The organism is Nocardia sp. NPDC003963 (assembly GCF_053605105.1).
Window position 1 is genome coordinate 1 of the sequence record NZ_JBSGIP010000072.1, and the last position, 19,963, is coordinate 19,963.

At 62.3% G+C, this 19,963-nt stretch carries 11 protein-coding genes; 4 read left to right on the forward strand and 7 right to left on the reverse strand.

Going from position 1 to position 19,963, the window contains the following annotated elements; genetic code table 11:
• Positions 1–303: 303 nt before the first annotated feature.
• Positions 304–1,395 carry an LVIVD repeat-containing protein gene (locus tag ACWEWT_RS36945; RefSeq protein WP_452565554.1) on the reverse strand — a complete coding sequence of 364 codons (1,092 nt, stop codon included), beginning with the start codon at positions 1,393–1,395 and terminating at the stop codon, positions 304–306.
• A 424-nt stretch (positions 1,396–1,819) separates the two neighbouring features.
• Here ACWEWT_RS36945 and ACWEWT_RS36950 point away from each other — a divergent pair, with 424 nt between their 5' ends.
• The gene (locus tag ACWEWT_RS36950; protein ID WP_452565555.1) at positions 1,820–2,644 is read left to right on the forward strand and encodes a helix-turn-helix domain-containing protein; all 825 of its coding nucleotides are present in this window, start codon (positions 1,820–1,822) and stop codon (positions 2,642–2,644) included.
• A gap of 2,137 nt (positions 2,645–4,781) precedes the next feature.
• Here the strand turns inward: ACWEWT_RS36950 and ACWEWT_RS36955 are convergent.
• Positions 4,782–6,818, reverse strand: a complete 2,037-nt coding sequence (locus tag ACWEWT_RS36955; RefSeq protein WP_452565556.1) for a hypothetical protein — start codon at positions 6,816–6,818, stop codon at positions 4,782–4,784.
• Positions 6,815–8,734 (reverse strand): type VII secretion target, encoded by a 1,920-nt coding sequence (locus ACWEWT_RS36960; RefSeq protein ID WP_452565557.1) that lies wholly within the window; start codon positions 8,732–8,734, stop codon positions 6,815–6,817. Before ACWEWT_RS36960 ends, ACWEWT_RS36955 begins: the two co-directional genes overlap by 4 nt.
• A 2,205-nt stretch (positions 8,735–10,939) precedes the next feature.
• Here ACWEWT_RS36960 and ACWEWT_RS36965 point away from each other — a divergent pair.
• The gene (locus ACWEWT_RS36965; RefSeq protein ID WP_452565564.1) at positions 10,940–11,845 is read left to right on the forward strand and encodes a zinc-binding dehydrogenase; all 906 of its coding nucleotides are present in this window, start codon (positions 10,940–10,942) and stop codon (positions 11,843–11,845) included.
• Between the two features lie 249 nt (positions 11,846–12,094).
• On the opposite strand, the gene ACWEWT_RS36970 is transcribed toward ACWEWT_RS36965, so the two are convergent.
• Positions 12,095–14,218, reverse strand: coding sequence for a type VII secretion target (locus ACWEWT_RS36970; protein ID WP_452565558.1), 2,124 nt, complete (start codon positions 14,216–14,218; stop codon positions 12,095–12,097).
• Positions 14,219–14,825: 607 nt separating this feature from the next.
• Here ACWEWT_RS36970 and ACWEWT_RS36975 point away from each other — a divergent pair.
• Together ACWEWT_RS36975 and ACWEWT_RS36980 are read left to right on the forward strand one after the other, a co-directional pair.
• Complete coding sequence (locus tag ACWEWT_RS36975; protein WP_452565559.1) at positions 14,826–16,433, forward strand: hypothetical protein; 1,608 nt, start codon at positions 14,826–14,828, stop codon at positions 16,431–16,433.
• Between the two features lie 91 nt (positions 16,434–16,524).
• The gene (locus tag ACWEWT_RS36980) at positions 16,525–16,752 is read left to right on the forward strand and encodes a hypothetical protein (protein WP_452565560.1); all 228 of its coding nucleotides are present in this window, start codon (positions 16,525–16,527) and stop codon (positions 16,750–16,752) included.
• Positions 16,753–16,993: 241 nt separating this feature from the next.
• On the opposite strand, the gene ACWEWT_RS36985 is transcribed toward ACWEWT_RS36980, so the two are convergent.
• The 3 genes from ACWEWT_RS36985 to eccCb form a co-directional block, all read right to left on the reverse strand.
• Positions 16,994–17,299, reverse strand: a complete 306-nt coding sequence (locus tag ACWEWT_RS36985; RefSeq protein WP_452565561.1) for a hypothetical protein — start codon at positions 17,297–17,299, stop codon at positions 16,994–16,996.
• 37 nt (positions 17,300–17,336) lie between these two features.
• Positions 17,337–17,663 (reverse strand): hypothetical protein, encoded by a 327-nt coding sequence (locus ACWEWT_RS36990; protein WP_452565562.1) that lies wholly within the window; start codon positions 17,661–17,663, stop codon positions 17,337–17,339.
• A gap of 41 nt (positions 17,664–17,704) precedes the next feature.
• Positions 17,705–19,963, reverse strand: a 2,259-nt coding sequence (gene eccCb / locus ACWEWT_RS36995; protein ID WP_452565563.1) for a type VII secretion protein EccCb, incomplete at its 5' end; no start/stop codon positions are given.

Here is a 19,963-nt window from a genome sequence, read left to right on the forward strand (position 1 = left end):
CATCGATACCGTGCTTCACGGCATCAATGGCAGAATGATCTAGCTCTATCGACCCCAGAGCCCCGGGCTCGTCCGATGCCGAGCGATGTTCCGGCCGACCCGGGCGGGTGATGCAGGCACATCTCGGCGCCCGTCTGATCCGGTGTGCACCGTCGGCCGCCGAATGCCTCCAGCTGCCGAGATCCGGCTGCACACCGGTCGTCGGGTTCGACCTGCATCCGGGTATCGAGAAGGTCCGGCCCCGCGAGATCGCGATGTAGTAGTCCACGGTGAGCTCTATCCGGCCCCCGTCGCCATCGGGCATCAGCGTGGCCCCGAATAGCGTAGAACCCACATTCCCTGGTTCTTGTCGGTGATATAGATGTAACCGCGACTGTCCACGACCACATCCTCCGTTTGCGCGACCAGCCGTCCCTCGGGCATCGGGCCGTAGCGTTTTACCGGATCCGGCGGGATGAAATAACCGACTTCCCGCACAAGGTGCCTGTTGGCGACATCGTAGATTCGAAGCCCGGCGTTGAAGTGGGCAATGTAGAACAGATCACCTTGCCGCTCGACATCGGGATGATGCTGGTGATGGTTGATATTGTGCGGGCCCCGCCAGCCGCCGCGACTTGCGAAGTCCGAGTATGGCGCCGCTGCCGGTGGTTCCGGTTCGGGGAACAGCGACAGCAGATACGGATTCGCGGGATCCCTGATATCCACTATGGACGCGTGGTGGGCGGCTCCCTCCGCATAGGTCGTGTGTTCGGAGTTGACGAAGGCGATTCCGCGTTCCGGTATCGGCAGCACGCCGTGCACACCGAAGCGGGAGTGGAAGGGCGGGCTGAAGGACAGTTGACCGACCTGCCGTGGACGGGACACGTTCGAGATGTCCAGGATAATCATTCCGGCCGCACCATAGGGCAGATAGGCGAGGCTGCCCTCCAAGTACGCCGGCCCGTGCAGCGACACGTCGTGCCCCGCCGAGCAGCACGGACTCGGCGCACCGTGGTGGCCATCCCGCGGCCCGAGCGCAGGAGTATCGAGTACGCCGTCGTCGGGGTGCTGGCCGGGCACCCACCAACGTCCGGCTTCGAAAGGCGCGGCCGGGTCGGAGATATCGACGATGACGTAGATATTGCCGCGGTAACCAGACAATCCTGCCGCGACGTGGACATAGCGCCCACCGGGGTAGTGGTTACGGTGTGTGCCGGTTCCACCTGTGCGATAGTGCCCGACCAGGCGCGGTTGCACCGGGTCGGCGATGTCCCATAGGTAGATGCCATCCTCGAAACGAGTACCGGGGTCACCACCGAAATTCGGAAATATCTGCTCCAACGCCGTAACCATCAGATCTCCGGAAAGATCGACCTGCAGAGTCCAGGTGTTCGACGGCCCCGGAATGAAGTTCACGACCTCCGGCCGTGCCGGATCGGTGACTTCGACGATACTCCAGCCGGAATGCCAGAAATGACCCATATATAGAAACCAGCGGTCACCGGACCGTCGGACTGCCATTTTGAATCCGGGTCGATCATCCAGGTCGCAAAAGCCGACGACCTCTACATTGTGAGCGAAACCGCCCGGCGGCGACGAGGCGCACGGGCGAGGGAAACCGCAACCCGCCATTCCGGCACCGGCTATCAGCGCAGAACTCCGCAGAGCGGCGCGGCGTGAGAAGTCCATCGCAGTAACTCCTGGTAGGTGGCACGACTCCCCCACACTGTCTGCATCGGGTACGGATAACCAAGGCCGAGTCCTACCACTGGAACGGCGACCCTACGGACCAGCGGGACCACCCTGGACGCCGCGCGATCCGACGGACATAGTTGGCGGTATGACAACGCACCCTCACATCGGCGAATTCCTCAAATCGCGGCGCGCCCGAATCGCACCGGAGCAGGCCGGATTGCCGGGGACCCCGCAACGGCGGCGCGTAGCCGGCCTGCGGCGCGAGGAGCTCGCGCAATTGGCCTCGATCAGCGTCGACTACTACATCCGGATCGAGCAGGGCCGGGCCGAAGGAGTCTCCGCGACGATGCTCGAAGCCATATCCGACGTGTTGCGGCTCAATACCGACGAACGCGATCATCTACGCCAGTTGGCCGGTACGACCTCGAGCGTCCCCCCTCCAGCGGCCGCGCAACTGGTGCACGACGGGTTACGACGAATAATGGATGCACTGGACTCGCCCGCGTTCGTCCTCGGCCGGCGCATGGCGATCCTGGCGTGGAACACCCTCGCGTGTCGGCTCATCACCGACTTCAGCGAGCTGGCGCCACGAGAACGCAACCTGGCCCGACTGGTGCTGATCGACGAGAAAGTCAGCCGTCTGTACCCCGACCGCGAGCTCGCCGTGAACAACGCTGTCGGATACCTGAGACGTGACCTCGGCCGCCACCCCGACGATCCGGAGCTGATCGCGCTCATCGCCGATCTCGAGGAGCAGAGCGAGGAGTTCCGGCAGACCTGGCCGCTTCATACTGTTGTACGGAAAGGCAGCGGAATCAAACAGTTCGACCACCCGCTCGCCGGCGAGTTCGCACTGACCTACGACTCCGTGGAACTTCCCGGATGTTCGGACCAGGTGCTCGTGGTCTATACCGCCGAGCCGGGCTCGCCTGCCGCGGAACGGCTGGCATTACTCCGCTCCACGCACTGACGAGACGAATCCCTGTTGGTCCAGCATTGCACCTCCCGTCCGCCACAACCGGCGACAGCGCGAACGGTGCCGCCCTCGGATCGGTCACCCAGGCGAACCCTTTGTCTACCTGGGCGCCGCGTCCCGATGAAATGCGACCGTAGTGAGCCCAGTTGACCATATCCGCTGAGTGCGACCCGCGACCGGCCGTACCTTGCGGCAAACCGTTCGTACTCGCTGGGTGCATAGGCGGGCAAGTGGCCCGGGTTTCATCTGTCGGTTGTTTTCCGGCACGGGTGACCGACGATAGCAGTGGCACCAGCGGGGCTGGAGAATTCCGAATCGCTCGACCGGTCCGGAATGGGCTGGAATGCCGAGCGAGCAGTATTGGACGAATTCGCTGTGGGCGGCCACCCCGAGAACGTTATAGCTGACGACCCGGTCGCGGGTCCCGAGCTGTTGCCTCCGGGCCGTGCTATCCCGGGGCTGGCATGTCTCGATCGGCGGCACGCCGCGAGGCTACCGGATCGACAGCAGGAGGTATGGGTCGGTTGGTTCTGCGTCTGCGATTCCCGGCACCGAGCCCACAGCCGCGCTCGGCCAAGGGGCGGCGCGGCGGATCCTCCGACCTTCAGCGCTCGAGTTGCTCCGCGCTGTGTATCGAGATCTGGTCGATCGAACGCAGCAGTTGATTTCAACACTACCCGTAGGTAAGCGATGGCGATCTGAAATATCAGGACGTTATGAGTATTTGACTACCCGTTCCCCTCGGACAGTCGGAAAGATAAAGGAGTTCTGAAGTTCAGGCGAAAGCACTTTCGCCTGACAATGGGATCGGGTCAGATGATTTCGTTACCTTGCTGCACCGGAGCCGACCTCGGCCTGCAACAGACGGAATGGAATTCTTATGGGTATCGGCAGTTTCATCGGTGGAGCAGTCGAAGGGTTGGCCGCGACTTTCACCGATGGGGACACCTTCATCCGAACAGCAGTACCTCTGGTGGGCGGGATAGTGGGCGGGGTACCCGGAGCCATGGCGGGCAGCGTTCTCGCGGAGTTGGCGACCGACGGGTTCGACCCGGAAGGGGTCTTGGAGGCTGGCATGTTGGGCGCGATCGGCGGCGGAGGCGGGGCGGGGATAGCAGGGATTCTCCGCAGGTCGTCACTACGCTTCGAGAACGGGGCAAAGACAAGTGTCAAGAATGCGGGAGACAATGCGGCGATGCAGGCAACGGCCACGGCCGATCTACCCGAAGTCGCTTTCTTCGGCAGCACTCGGTCCGCGTTCATCGATGGAAGGCGCGCTATCGCGGAGGCGGGCGCACGTGCGGAATCCAGGTGGCCGAACGCGACATTCAGGTTCCCGACTGATCGTGCTGCTGCGACTTTGGCACCTGGGCGCTGGCGTGACGCCGCTCTGAAGAGCGAAGAGCGTTTGGCATTCCGCCCGGGCCTCGGTCGGGGGCTATTGACCGGGCTGGGCGCCGCCACCGTGAACCGTTCCCGGTCGAGTCCTGGTGATACGCCTTCCGACTCGACCGGCGGACCGGAGGTGAGGGTGCCGGCCACGGTCCCCGGCACGTACGTGGGCGGCTACGTCCAGTCTGTTGACGGCCCCTTCGCTCGAAAGCAGCCAGGTAATGGGTTCCTGTTCCAGCCGGACAGCATTTCTCAGCAATTGAAGGATTGGTACGCATAATATTCGCTGAACCAAGATAATCTGGCGGACACCCTGAGCGAAACTGGGAAACTCCGACACCGGAGCATGGGAGCCACTTCGGGTCGTCCCGATACCACCGTTCACGCCGTACGAAAGAGCGGCATGATGGGCATACGGAACTCCTTGGGATAAGGCTTGGGCACGGTGTCCATCCTTCCAGCAGTGCCGCATGGCACCACAGATCAGATGTCACCTACTCGTGCAGCAGTCCCTGCTACCGCGGCGAATACGTCTGAAGCTGGATTTCGGGGTTGGACCACCAAGTGCATCTGTTTACCTAAGGTCAGCATATCTGTCGTTGACATACAGTCCACGATTGTCTGCGCCGGGTCAACCGAGCGACAGCTCGGTCAATCGCTTTGGTGCACACGATCCGGGCTTCTCGTTGCCCGCCCCTTGATCTGGAACAGTTGCGTTCTTTGTGGAGCGCTGGCCGGCTCAGACCTGCGGGGGCGAAACGGGTGGCGGGACGGCGGGCTGTGCTGATGCGCCGACGACTGCCGGCGGAGGTGCTACGGTACCAGGGCCGGTCTGATCCAGACCGGTCGGATGAAGGTAACGCCCCGTGAATTCTCCGTACTTTTGGGTGAGTGCTGGATTGTTCGGGTCCAATGGAACGAGCTGACCCTGGTCCATGACGAACAGACCGTCTTGGTTCTTGATGATCAACCCGTAGCGCTTCTCCCCGTTCTTGTCCCACTCGACAACATCGCCCGTCTGCAACCGGGCGACCTCGTCAACCGTCGCCCACGGTGCGTTCGTAGTGTCCTCACCTGCGGTTCCTCGGTAGGCGGCTGCCGCATCCATGTTGGTGTTCTGCTTCAGCCGATGTAGAGCCTCTGTGATCGCCGGGGCCTGCGCGGCCGTACTTCCCGGCGTTGTCACGGGAGGTAGCGTGCCATTCTCTACCGGTGCCGACCCCCCTGAAGGGGGCGCCTGAACAGGAGGGCTGGAGGGGGGCGAAGGTACCGCGCGGCTCCGGTCGTTCTGCCGCTGGGACTCTCGCGTATCTCGCTCGGAGCTATCCCGGTTATCAGACGGAGGGCGGTTCATTTGGTTCCCTATTTGCGATATGACGCTGGCCGCCATGATCGGCCCCAACATGTCCACGCCACTACTGTTCATTGGGGGTGCAACAGCGCCCGCCGAAACGTCAGTCCTGGCCCCAGCGGCGGAGCCACCCTGCAATTCGTCCTCTGCCGAAGAACTGAGGTCCACAGGAGATGTCGAATCACCGAGCTCGCCGCCCAGGATTGCGTCAGAACCATTTGAATCGGCGCCATCTGTGAGCCCTGCGAGTGAATCATCGAGCACAGGACTGGAACTGGGACCTGGTCCCTCGGCCGTGGTAGCACCTTGTGGCACGTAGCGGCCACCTGCGGCCGGATCGACCCAAGGGTCGCCCGGCCCCGAAGGAACACCGGCAGATCCTTCGCCCTCACCAGGGCTACCATCTCCTTCTTCACCCCCACCAGGACCAGCATCTTCATGACTGTCGATCGCTTCCGCATTCCTTTGGAACTTCTCAACGGCCTTGACGTACTCCCTCTCCCACTTCTCGGCAGCCCTGTCCAGATGCCTTACATAGAACTGCTGCTCTGCCTCGGGAGTTAGGTAGAAATTGCCCGAATCTCCATACTGCCTGTAGACAACAAGATCTGTATAGGAGTTATCTGGGTCTCTCTGCCGGTAGGTAATTTCGTCACCGTCCCGCCTCCCTACCGGAAACTCGAACTGGAGCTTTTCGTTGAGATCGTCCTTGATTCTCACGAGCTTTCTGAAGATGGCATCTTTTTCTATCCTGGAGTCCTCGGTATAGCCATCGATTTGTGTGTTCGTATCGGCGTAGTTCTGCTGCCTCCGGTCCAACTGCTCCTGTAGATCGGCGTGAGCGCTTCGAGCGCGCGACCAACCCTCCGTGGTTGTGACCTGTTCGCCTTCGAGTAGATTGGTGAAGTCGGGTGCAGCCTCGGGATTACGGGCGCCGAGTGTGTCGAATCCTTTCTGCATGGTGAACTCCATGTCCTTGATGAGCGATCTCAGCGCTCGGCTGGCGCCTTTCGGCACGTATAGGTCGACCCAATGCAGAGAGTCTTCCTCGGGGGGCAGGAATTCGAATCCGTAACTGCCTTCGAACTTCGGCTCGCTTACCTCGTCCCCTTCCTCGCTCTCATCGTTGCCGACGCCGCTGGGGTCACCAGTGGACAGCGCGTGGACGATATTCCTGTATTCATCCCTTTCGTTGAGGCCTTGGCGCTCTGCTGTTTCGGCAAGAGTTTCGCGTAGCGTGGGTGACAGCCTGTCGAACGCCTCTTCGAACTCGTTCGAAGAGGCGTTCGAATCCAATAATTCGACCAGCGCGTCGAGCGATTCTCTGGCTTGGTTGTCCTGGAACCCTTCTGGGTCCCACGCCAAAATCCCAGGATCTGCATAGTGGCGTTCGATCAAATCGACGGCGTCGTCCACGTTGCTCACTGGGCTATCCCTTGCTCGCTGGAGCTTTCGGGTGTCATAACCCGTTCAGCGACTCGTCGACGGATCGCCGAGCCACCGTGGGTGAAACCGATAGGTACGGAGCTGGGGCCTGGGGTGCCGAATCCAACAGTGCTGGAGGAAACCGGGGCGCCAGGACCGGCCATAGGGTTGGTATTGACCGTCTGCACTGCTCCCGCCGAGAACAGTGGATGACCAACGATCTGGTCATATGTATAGAAAGCGTCACGCAAGCTCTGCCGGTCGGGTTCACCCTGAGAGAACGTGAGTAACAGTTCGTCGGCTCGACGCTCGAAAAACATATTGGGCAGCGAGTATGCGCCAGCCACCGCAGGGCGAATACCGATAGGAGTGGGGGATATATCCACTCGCGCTGGTTGCTTCGCAGCCGTCATGCCATAGGTAGCAGGTATTCGGTCCCACCAACCCGCCGGGACGACTCGACTGGTGTGCAGTGCATCGAGGATCCGTCGCCGCCATGCACGCCGGATTGCGATCCCCTCGTCGGCGCTGGGGGCGGCGGCGCGAGCCCCTCTATCCGCCACCCGCGCCAGCTCGAGGCAAGTGTCCCGAATCTCCATCTCGGGGACTGTTGCCACTCGGCGCAGTACTTCGTCAGAGGCGGTGAGGCCGAGCCGGTCGACCAGGCCGATTCCGCCAGAGGTGAGGTCGACGGCAGACTCGGCTGCGGTCACTCGGTCCTCGACGGCGACAGCGGCGCCCACGAAAGAGCGAGTATCGTTGGGGATCTCAGCCGAGGAGACCAGGGCGCTCATCCGCACATTCCTATAGTGGTCGGCCACCATCGCCACGAACTCGGCGAGGATCCGTGCGGGGTCGGTATTGCCCTCGAACGTAGCGAGTGCACGCCGATCAGCGGCGCTGAGGATGGAGTCCCACCTCGAGGGGAGGGTGACCTCCGATGGCAAGTGGAGACCCGCAGGCAGCCAGCCGCGACCTTCGGTGGAGGTGAGTACAACTACGGGCCCGACAGGCGTCCGCCCCACCGCCACCGCCCATTCCAGGCCGAGCGCCGACCCAGCAACGGCAGCGAGAGTCGCGGCGAGCAATGTGCGGGCGAGCATCAAGTCATCTTCGATCCGCGCGCCGACAGTCAATGACGGTAGCGCCTGCCTGTTGTCGCCCGCGCGCGCCGCCGCAATGAACGGTCCTACGGCCAGTGGTGCCGGCAGCTCACGAGTCGCACCAGCGCCGCTGGAGTGGACTGGCAGCGTGAACGGGCCCGGCACTGTGGGGGTACTCGGGGCACTGGATATGCCAATCGTTGGGCTTCCCGGCATGGGGGATGCATCGGCCTGAAGGGCACCAGGCGGCAGCGGTGTTGTCCTGGTCGGCACGGCGTCTTCGACATGCGCGGTGTTGTAAATCGGGGACAGCGATGCGGTAGGCACCAGAGGCGCCTGGTCGAGGCCCCCGGCCCCACCGTGCACGCCCGTAACATCGGGTTCAGAAACGACCGGCTGATCAGGCTGGTTGTCGTCCAGCGTAGGCATATCCAGGCCGACGACCATCGGCATCGCGGGATTTGGCGACGCGCCGACCGAGTCAATCGACACAGCCGAGTCATCCTGGGCGCCTGCCTGGACTATCCGGCTCCCCCCGGACTGATCAGCATCTTCCAGCGCTCTTGCCGCCGCGATCAATTCGTCTCGGGTGCGCTCATGCTTTGCGGCGAGACGATCTGCATGGGCGTGGCGTCGATCGTAGTAGGCCACCAGAGCCGCCCGGACCGGCTCGGCAATCGTGCCGTAGGCAGGCTGAAATTCCGCAAGCCATGCATGAGGTACTACTCCCCACTTACGGATGTTCGTAGCGATCAGGTCGTGCTGCATAGCGGTTGCGATCAGCTGCGCGGGTGCGATATCTATGTAATGCATGCGTGGTTGATTCCTCCGCGCCGGCTCATCTCGGGTTCTTTGTTACGATCCCTCGATGAGGAGTCTCCTGGACCTGCCCCCTCTTCCTCACCAATTCTGAATGAACAGCTGCCAGGGGTCGCGGAAGACTGTTTCCGTTGTTCATGGCTATGTCGTATTGTCGGCGGGCGTCCTCGGTACTCTCAGCGATGGCCGACATGATCTCAGCGACCAACCCACGACTATCGAACCGATAGCACGTCCCAGGAGCCAGATACAGGTCTGACAGCCGACCCATAGCGTCGACCTCGGGAATGACCAAACCGCTCGGCGAGGGGCGCCGCGCAGCGATACTGTCAGCTCGCTCGCGCACATCGGCAATGCGATTCCGCAATTCCCGAGCAATGCCGAGCGCGGCACCTACATCCGGGTGGATCTCTCTCACATTTCCTCGCTGATCAACTCATATCCTCACCGGCTGCGCGGCTTGCCAGAAATATCTCTTGCACTGACGTCGGTGATGCCGCTGGGAAGTGGTCGGTCCGATCGATTGTTGCCGGCGGGATATGACTTTCAATGGCATCGACCAATACCGGCACCGCTGGTACCTCTTTGTCGGCGCCCTGGAGAGCCTCCTCAAAGCCTGCGCGGTCGAGGTGCAGGTTTGATTCGACGTGTGGTCGTGGCGCGTAGACATGAGTTGACCGAGCAACAGTGGCGCGCGATCGAACCGTTGTTGGCGGCCTCCGGGGGCAGAAGGCCGCCCGCGGGCGATGACCGGCGGATCCTGAACGCGATGCTCTACAAGGCCGAGACCGGGGTGGCGGGCGGGATCTGCCCGAACGGCACGGGCCGTGGAAAACAGTCCACAACCGTTTCTGACGGTGGTCACGCAACGGCACCTCGGCGCTGCTCGTGGCGCGGGTGCGTGTGGTCGCCGAGGCGATCGTTGAACTCGATCGAGAGGTGTCGATGGGTTCTTCCCTCGTTCGCGGTCATCAGCACGCTGCCGATGACCGCACACGTGTGATTCACTCAGGGGAACAACGAAGCCGGGCACGGTCACAGACACTCCTCTCGCAATTCCGAAATGCCGGACTCGTCCGTTGTGTGACCAGTGGACCAGATCAGGCCGTACCCAACGTCTGATCTGGCCCTTCAACAGGTCACACGCACACGTCGTTACGGAGAACTGTACGGCCGGCTCGGCTTGTCGAACAATCAACTTCAGTCTGAAAAAACTCTGAAATCGGAGCCCGCCGCGTAAGGCGAGTCGGGAGAGAACCCGGCGGCCCCGAGATTGGCAGCGCATTTCAACTGCCGGCCGCATATCCAGCAAGTTCCTCCCGCAGCCGTCTTCCAACTCCGCCGGCCATCGCGGGGAGATCCGAGCATGCACAACGATCACCTGCGTCGATTCCTCGCGCTGCAACGCAAGACGGCGCAGCGTATCGACACTCAGTATTCGACGTAGCCAGTATCGGATCTCTCGAGGTCCGCCTCGACAAGCCCAGCGCTTCACATCTCTGATACACAGTGGCACAACGTCGTTCAGCATAGGGAGAGACAGAACTCTCACATGCCGCGGCCCCGAACACCTGTAAGGTTCCAGAAGGTCGCGCACAGTGGCGTGCCCCGGCGCGGACCATCTCCTCCAGCTCGAAACCTGAACGAGCTCTGAATTTCTGGCCGAATCGATTGCCCCTGACCTATCGGAAGGGATCGAATGAACGAGCCATCGGAGTACTACGGCCAGGGGTGGTCTTCGGCTGAGATCATCCAGCTTCGTCGAGGTTTCGGGGGCTTATGGGGATGTGCAGTCCTCGCTGTGGTCGAGTTGTTTCCGGTATCGAGACGGATACGGTCCTTCGAGTCGACCTGCATCGGAACCAACATAACGAGAACCGAGCGGAGCGAACCATCTCGAATGCGTGAATTTCGAATTATGTCGTCATCGCTTCCGGTCGAAGTGGTGAACAGGGAGTGCCGACCTATCTGCCGCTCCAGTTGTCGACCGGCCCTGCCGGATGGTTCTCGGCGGCGAAAAACAGCCCCGGCCCCGGAGTCCGGTTCAACGCGGAAATCCTCTGCGAATCCGTTGACTTCGCTCTATTCGGAGCGCCGGCCGACCACCAGGGCGGATGTACGGATGGAACTGCGGCCGGTCCAGTGCGGGCCGGAGGATGGGCATCCTCCCGTCCGGCTCGGTGGTGCGCGGTGAAAGCAATGGTAACCACGGGAAATGACCGCGAGATCGTCCGGTTGACCGAGTTGCAGGAGCCGCTTCCCAGCGCCGGTGAACTGGTCATCCAGGTCGAAGCATGCGGCGTCAACCCGGGCGAATTGCGCAATGCGGGGTCGCGCCCGAAAGGTAGCCGGATCGGCTGGGACATGGCGGGAACGGTGTCGGCACCAGCATTGGATGGGAGTGGGCCGGCCGACGGGACACGGGTTGTCGCGATCGCGGATTCCACCGGATGGGCAGAGTATGTGGCCATCTCGACAGACAAGGTGGCAACCCTACCCGCTGGGGTCGGCTTCAGCGATGCCGCGGCGCTGCCGACCGCGGGTCTCACAGCCCTGCATGTGCTACGCAAGGTCGGATGGCTTTTGGACAGCACCGTTCTCGTCACCGGAGCGGGAGGCGGTGTCGGCCGGTACATTGTGCAGATCGCGTCACTGGTCGGGGCACGTGTGGTCGCCGCCGTCGGTGACCCCGAACACGGAGAAGGTTTACTCGACCTGGGTGCCGATACCGTGATCATGTACAGCGATATTCCAGAGCAACGGCCGGACGTGGTGCTCGACAGTGTCGGCGGCGACGTATTGACCGCAGCCTTGACGGTTGGCGGTGCAGCCATCAGTTTCGGGAACTCGAGCGGCCTCCCATCGACCCTTCCGGGTGATTGGGGCCCCAGTCACCCGAGTATCACGTTATCCCCGATGTATCTGCTCGAGTCGCTCGGTCGCTCCTGCGCTGCCACAGACCTGGGATGCCTGCTCCGTTTGGTAGCCGCTGGCAGGCTCGATCCACAAGTAGTCGAGATCGCGCCATGGGCCGAGCCCCACGCCGCCTTCGGCAGGCTGCTGGGCCGAAACCTCAATGGCAAACTCGTACTCACACTGTCGTGATCGACACCGAACGCGATACACCGCCACGATCTGGGTAACGCAACCGATCGAACAGTCACTCTCCCGGGCACAGTCTCATGCGCCGGGTCTCCTTCGGCCCCCGAATCAAATCGTCGCTATCACCTGCGGTCACTGCACGTCGACACCGAAACCAACCACCACAATCCCATGAACACCACAGCACCTCGACATATTCAACTCGCACCGATGATGCTCCCACCCCATGCGCGAGAACCGGCACCAGTCCGATCACGTGCCGGAAACACCGTAACCCTGGCCGGCCAGCGGACCCGAGGAACCGGTCGCGGATACGATCCCGCCGGTACCGGCCCCCGCAACACGCCGAGGACGATCATCAGTAGTCGCAGACACCATCGACCGCCCCCGGACGAACATCGGATGGTTCACGATCTCCCGATGCGCGTAGACACTGTCACGAAGGGTCTGCCGTGTCGGGTCGGCTGCCAGCATCAGCACGATTTCATTGCTCCGGCGTTCGAAGTACGCACCGCGGGCGCGCAACTGTTGCGGGGCGGATCCCGGCGCGGTGATCCCGGCCGCGACGGGCCCCATCGATATCGCCGACAACTGACTATCCACCTCGCGCAGCTCATCCCACCACGATGCCGGCACCTCGACGCCGGCTTGGACGTAGGCGAGGATTCGGTCGCGCAGTCCTGGTATATCCGCTGCTTCGATCGGGCGGGTTCCGGCCTTCGCGGTGTGTTGGTGTGCGTGCACGGCCAGCTCGATCTGCCTGCCGCGGATATGCGAATCCGGGATTGCCGCGAGGTTCTGCAGCGATTGCGTCGAGCCTGTGAGACCCAGTCGGTCTACCGTATCGGGGCCGGGAATGCGCAGGTCGGGGTCAGAGGAGGGTTGCACCAGTTGTTCGGTTCGGGCGCCCGCGACTATCGAGCGCACACTCGGCGGAATCGGCTCGGATGAGACGAGCGCTGTCAGCCCGGTGCCGACCTGCGGCCCCCAGATGTTTCCGAACTCCCCGAGAATGCGAGCAGGGTCGCGAATCCCCTCCCACCCCGGCGATACTCCTGTGCCGCCGGTATCCAGCAGGTGATCCCACATCCACGGCGTCGAAACTTCGCTGGGCAGATACAACCCCGTCGGCAGCCAACCGCGGCCCTCGTTCGATGTGATGAAGATTCTCGCACCCACCAGACCTCGCATAACCGACACAGCCCACGCCGGTTGAGCAACCGAACGGTCCCCAGCCGCCAGAACTGCCCCCAGCAGAGTCCTGGCGATGACGAGATCCGTATCCGCTGGGCCGGACGACATGGATGACGACTGTTTCTTGGCCCTTTCCGCGGATACCGCCACCGCGAACGGAGTCACCGGCTGGATCAGCGAGGCTTCCTGGGTTACGGAAAGTACTGGTGGAGTCACGGGCCCGACAGATCGCGGGCTGGTCGACACAGACCGGCCGGGAGAGGACCCGACTGTTGGACCCCTGGCCGGAGTATTCGCCGCAGAAGCCACGGTCGGTGGCGAGGACGCGCTACCGACATGGGGGCTCGGTTCACCGTCCCTGCGGCTGACCGGTCCGGAACTGTCACTGAGCTCCGTTGCCGGTGAGCCCCGGTCGGGTACATCCGTCCCGTCTGCCGGGGATTCGCCGATACCCGTCAGCGATGGAATCCGGGGCGGTTGGGTGCCGTCGAGCCTCCCGGTGCGCTGCGGTAGAGGCGGGCCACCCGAGTTGCTCGACCGCTGCGCTCGATCGTCCCGACTCGCCCCGAGATCGGGTGTCGTGCCTGAATATTGCTGCGGCGTAACCGGATCAGAGAAGTCCACAGACCGGATCCTCGCGGCACCGAGTTGATCGACCCGTTCGTAGTTGTCCGCTGAGGCACGGAGCAGGGTGGCGATCCGGGTGTGTTTCTCGGCCAGCGCGTTACCGGCCGCCCTGCGAGATTCGAAAAAGATCTCCATTGCCTGCCGAACGACAAATGAGAACCTCCCGTAGCCGTCGTCGAACTCCGCCAGCCATCGCGTGGGGATCCGAGCCCATACCGCGATCTCCTGCGCCGCTTCCTCGTGCTGCAATGCAAGCCGACGCAGGGTCTCCGGATCGACATTCAGTACGTTCGGCGCAGTCATTGTCGGGTTCCCTCCCACTTCGTCACGCCCTGCGCCACCCGGGAAAAGTAGTCGCGCAATGTATTGCAGCGGTGTCTGCCCGAAGACTATCGCGTACACCGGCCCAGGCGTCTGAAATATTTCTGAAATTCGATAAGATTCACGGGTCTTGTACCGCCTGGCCCTCCGCTCGAGATCTGAAGGAGTTCTCAATGTTCGGCTGGAACTTCTTGCCGCCGCGCACCGATGGGGTTCGAATGGGAAAGCGAACACCGGTGCGGCTGAACGTCGCCTTCAGCTGAGACAATCGAGGTTGGTATGAGTTGGGGCTATATCGGAAGCGCGGTCGCCGGCCCGGCCGACACTGTCACCATATCCACATGGGTACGGTAGTTCGAGTTGTTGCCCCACTTGTCGACGGGGTTGTAGGCGGTCTCCCAGGAAGTGCACTATTCGCTGTCGGCACCCAGTGCGATACCGATGGATTCAGCAGTGATGGCACCACAGAGGTCGCCCTCTCCAACAACCTGGACGGTCAAATGACGGTCGGCCGCGTCGGCAGGCAAACCCGGGCGCTTTCGACACACCGGGCTGCTGTCAACGACGCTGGCGAGGCCGCGGCAAGCAGGGCACAACGATCAGCATCGATCGAGCCGGGTGCGGAGGCGGCTACCCGTCTCCGCCACATCCTCACAGGCCCAGAAAAGACTGACAGGTCGGAAATCCCAGGCCCGGGGTCCGAAACCGAGACAGTCGCAGTATCGTTTGCGGGCGACTATGTGCCCTCTACAACCGGCCCGTTCATCGGCCAGCCCCTGGGCAACGGGTCCCTTCTCCAACCCTGTGACGTGTCCCAGCCATTGAAGGATTGGTATGCATAATGGCCGTTCCGAACAGCGACACGTTCGCTTCCTTCCTCAGCATGAACTGGGAGAACAGCGGCAACGGGCAGCGAGAGGCGCTCGAGGTCCGGCCGATACCACCGTTCGTCCCGGCAGACGAAAGCGGAGTCGACGGATACTCGTCGGCCGTCGATAGCCTTAATAGTTTTGGTGCAGACTTCACGCAGGCACTGCAGAGCGCAGCGGAAGTCGCCGAAGGGTCCAGTCTCAATATAGGTAGATTTCGCCGGCACATCACCGAACTTATCGAAGTATTTAACCTTGCGATGACGAATTTCCAGGGTGGCGATATCGAATTCATGGAGTGTTTATCAGGCGCTCTCAACGAAGCCATCGCATTGGAAGACGAGGTCCTGGGCGGCGCCGAATACTACGCCCAGGCGATGGAAGAGCTGACCCGCTCTCAGGAGCAAATGCGTGAAGAGTTGGATGCCAGGATCGGGGAACTGCAAGAAGCCGTGGCCGAGGAGGGCGGGGGTCAGGTCGACCAGGACGACGGCGCCGATAATCGGGATGATCAGCCTGCGGGGCCAGGGGCATTCGCCCCCTTCCCCGAGGACAATGCAAACCACGGTACCGGAAGCGACATCGGCGGCGACCTGAACACAAGCGATACCGGCCGCGACCTGAACACAAGCGACATCGGCGGCGACCTGAACACAAGCGATACCGGCCGCGACCTGAACACAAGCGACATCGGCGGCGACCTGAACACAAGCGATACCGATGACAGTTCGCGGATTCCCTGGTATGAGGATCCGAATGGCTACGGCGCCAACACCCCTCAGCCGTGGGCCGGCAATCAGGCGGCCTACGGGCCCTCGCCGATGCTGTGGTCCGATATGCTCAATCGGTTGAACGGCGGCGGTGAGGTGAACAACTCACGCGGCGCCGTCGACCGGGATTCCGGCTCATATTCCGCAACGGGACCTGCCCAGCCCGCCCCCCCGAGGGTCGCCACCGCAGCCGTCCCGCCGACGACAGCCGGAAACCAAACCACCATTGGTGCCCAGCCGGGCGCGACGCCATCCCCTGGTCCATCGACCGCTGTCAGTGCACCGTCTCCTGTCGGCCGACCGCCCGGGGACCAAGCACGTGGCACAGAAGGACGCTTGTACAGGTTCCCGGGCAATCACGAGCAGTGGGTTTCCGAAACGGTCTACAAGGCTCTGACACAGGCCTTCGCCGCACAATCCGCGACAGACGCGCACGGAGCATATGAGGGCACTCCGGCGCAGTGGCGGGTCACACAGCGCGAGAGCGGCGACCGTGTCGACGGCCATCCGGATGACCGCATCGGTCCGAGTCAGCTGATAACGGGAGACGTTGCCCTCTGGCAGAGACGCACCGCTCTGGTCGTTGTGTGGGGAGACGAGGCAGCCAATCCGCTGGAAGTTGTGGTGAACGCAACATTGCAACCGTTCTCTCCCGAGATGGCGGATCAGGAAGGCGATTTCGGATCCTGGATGGGATTCATGCATCCGCCGGGTATCGAACCACCACCTCCGGTCCCCAGATCCGATGATGCGACTACGCAGATCTCGGACCAGCCCACTGCCTCGGTGACGATCGATGCACCAGCATAGAACATTGCGGATGGTACCGGCTCATGGCGATCGGGGAAGAGGTCGCGACCGACCAGCAGAGCCTGTCGCTGGAACCAGTGAGCTCCCTACCGTGCACAGAGCCGGCGAAGCCGGCCGGTTCGAACCCGACCCCACCCATGTTCCCGCCGACGACTCGACGCCGACCGATCCCATCGATGCGGTACTGCGGCTGATTCCCAGGGACGAACAGCCGGCCGATATTCTCGGCCGAATCCTGGTGATCGAATTCGACAAGCTCGGCCGGGCTTCGAGCTCCAGGGTCGATAATCGACTCGACGTCAGCCTTGACGAATTGTAGGCAATGCTAGGTCTGCGGCGGATCTACTCGCCCGCGAGCCCGTACGCCCAGCGGTTCCGATGGTTACGCCTTCTGGCAGCGGACACCGGACAAGCTCGGTGTCCGCTGCCAGAAGGCGTACGTGCACGGCGTTTTTCGTAGTGGGCCACGCGACTGCCGACGACGAACACGGTAGTTCGGCGATTGCAGCACCCGACTGCATGAGAGCCGGGAGAGGACACTCCCGGCCACTCACAACAGGTCACCTATATTTTTCCTCCTCCATGAAGCGAGCGGCCGCCGCCCTATCAGCGCTATCCCAGGTACCGCCGACACCAACCGCCCCGCTGATCGCCTTATCCACGTTGTTCAGTGCGTCATTATAATTGTTGAGCCTTGCGGAAAACCTCTGTTGGAATTCATAGTTCGCAGTTCCAGCGCTTCCCGTGAAAACCTCCGAAACCAGGTTGACGAGCGCACTCCTCTCCGACTCATCCGCTCGCATCTGCTCCACCATCGCACGAGTAGCGGAGACCAAATCATCAACAGCTTCAAAGTTTGCATACATAACCGAACCCTCTCACATTTCCGATATCAACGGATGTTTATGTGAAATCGTAGTTGAAGTTTCCCGATCGAAGATCCTGCGCATTGAGTTCGTCCATCGCTTCGACATCTGCCGCGGTCGCCCCGAGCGCGAAAGCGGCATCGAACAATATGGCACGCAGCTCATTTCCCGCATAGATCGCGTCCCCGAGGACACGCTGAATTGCCGTCCCCGTCGACGAATTCTCCTTCACCTGCACTCCGAAATCTAGCTTGATGGTCTCCAATGTAGCCCTGTGGCCATCCATGAGCGAAACATGATCGATGAACTTATCCTTGAATACCCTCAATTCTTCGGGAGATCCACTGTAGGGTTGCGGTGACATGACTTTTACCTCCTGGATTGAACCTCAGGCCACAACGGCCATCAGTCGGGATAGTCACCCTCCGGTTGCGCGACCTGTACGAGGTCCTTTCGCGACATCAACGGCTCGACATATATTCCGCGGCCGACAGGCTGTTTCCCAGGCCTCACCTCACCGATCAAAGGACCCGCATTCTTGGGTCCATCCAAAATAATACCGGAAGAGCTCATATTCCTGATCTGCCCGATTACATTGTCGTACAAAGCCGTTTCTGCCTGAGCAATGTTGCGAGCCACGACGATATGGAGTCCTGTATCACGACTGTCGACTATCACTTCTCGCAGCGCTTCGAGCGGGTTGATGCCACCACGTGGTGCGATCATGTGATAATCGTCTATGCATATAAATATTTCCGGGCCGTTCCACCATGAGCGCGCGGTGAGCTCGGCCGGTGTAATCGAACGTGGCGGCCGGCGGGACCGAAGTTTGTCGAGGAGCCCGGGCATAGCCGCACGAACATCCTCCCCGCTGGATGCGTATCCGATAAGCATATCTTCCGGTACTGCTTGGAGATGGCGTCGACGGTAGTCGACAAGCAGAACTCGGGCATGCGCCGGGCCCAATTGTTCCCGGACAGATCTCATGAGAGTGGCAAGAACAGTGGACTTACCCGAACCCGTCGATCCGAGCACGATGAAGTGGGTCGAAGTAGCGAAATCGACCGTCGCTGCACCGAGATCTGATTCCCGGACGCCGAACGGCAGCGACAGTCGCTCGGCCAGGGTATTCGGTCGAGGCCGTTCGGCAGTAATCTCAGCGATGCCGACCACAGCCGGCAACAGCCGGACTTCTGGTGCGCGCCGGCCCGAGTAGTTCCGACTCACCTCGGAGATCGCCGCATTCAGCCCGGCAGCCACGGTATCCGCGTCACCATTGCCGTCGATGCGGGGCAGGGCGGTGAGCATATGGAAAGCATCGCTCGAGACACAGCGGCCGGGACGGTTCGGCGGCACCGCGGCCACCACAGCGCGGTGGGTGTTGAACGCCGTATCGGTGAGATCACCGAGCCGCATCTCCAGGCGGGTCTGGATCAGATCCTTGATCGCCGGCCTGATCCCGACCCAGCGAGAACTACTGATCACCAGGTGCACACCGTAGTTGAGGCCCTGCAGGGCGACCATCTCCATAGTCGGCATGTACTCGTCGTAGTACGGGCCGTTGACGGCGAACCCGATATCCCAGCCGTCCACGACTACGAAGACATCGCCGTGCTCGTCACCGCGGGCCGACAGTTCCGCGGTTCCTTGCTGCGTACCCCGACGCCGGCGGAATTCACGCATGGAGTTGATCTCCAGCTGATCGAACAGTGCCTGCCGGGATGCGACCAGATTCCGGATCAGCGCGAACGTCCGCCGGATCCGATCAGTATCGCGCGCCGTGGCCACCGCACCCACATGCGGCAAGGTGCGCAGGGTCGAGAGGCCGCCGGAGAAGTCGAAGCAGTAGAACTGCACCTGCTCCGGCGTATGGGTCAGCGCGGCCGACAGGATGAGCGTCTGCAGCGCCGTGGATTTGCCGGACTGTGGCCCGCCCACGACTGCGACGTGACCGCCCGCACCGGAGAGATCCACCGACCAGATGTCCTGGCGCTGCTGACGCGGATTGTCCGCAATCGCCCACGGCAGCACGAGATTACCGGAGCCGACCGTTGTGATCAGCCGGTCCAGCGTAGGCGGAACGCCCAGCGGCGGCAGCCACATCTTGTGGGCCGGGCGACCGTGCCGCGCGAACTGCTGCAGCACCGTCTCCATCACACTCGCGGGCTCGCTGTCGGTGTCCTGCGGTTCGAGTGCCGACCCCGGCTCGGCCACCTGCACCGGTTGTGTCTCGGCGATATCGCCGGCCGTGAACCTCTGTGGTGGGCGGTACCCACCACTGGGTCGCCGGATGCGCTGGACGCCGGGCACGGCCGGCTGCGGCGGCTCGGTGTACGGCCCGCCGACGTAGGCCGCCTGGAAACGCTGCAGATCGCCCGCGCCCACCCGCAGATATCCGGAGCCCGGCTTCTTCGGCAGGTGGTAGGCGTCCGCGGTGCCGATGGCGTCGCGAGAGTCGCTGGTCTGGTTAGTACGCAACGCGATCCGGTAGGACAGGTGGGCTTCGAGCTCCCCCATCCGGTTCGCCGGGACCTTCTGCGAGGACAGCAGCAGGTGGATGCGCAGCGAGCGGCCCAGGCGGCCGATGGCGACGAACAGTTTCGAGAAGGTCGGGTGCTGCTCCAGCAGTTCGGCGAACTCGTCGAGAATGATCATCAGCGTGGG

Excerpts from the sequence above, each read along its gene's own strand:
- ACWEWT_RS36950 (WP_452565555.1), top strand. The coding sequence starts at position 1,820 with ATGACAACGCACCCTCACATCGGCGAATTCCTCAAATCGCGGCGCGCC.
- ACWEWT_RS36960 (WP_452565557.1), bottom strand. The coding sequence starts at position 8,734 with ATGCATTACATAGATATCGCACCCGCGCAGCTGATCGCAACCGCTATG.
- ACWEWT_RS36965 (WP_452565564.1), top strand. The coding sequence starts at position 10,940 with ATGGTAACCACGGGAAATGACCGCGAGATCGTCCGGTTGACCGAGTTG.
- ACWEWT_RS36975 (WP_452565559.1), top strand. The coding sequence starts at position 14,826 with ATGGCCGTTCCGAACAGCGACACGTTCGCTTCCTTCCTCAGCATGAAC.
- ACWEWT_RS36985 (WP_452565561.1), bottom strand. The coding sequence starts at position 17,299 with ATGTATGCAAACTTTGAAGCTGTTGATGATTTGGTCTCCGCTACTCGT.
- ACWEWT_RS36990 (WP_452565562.1), bottom strand. The coding sequence starts at position 17,663 with ATGTCACCGCAACCCTACAGTGGATCTCCCGAAGAATTGAGGGTATTC.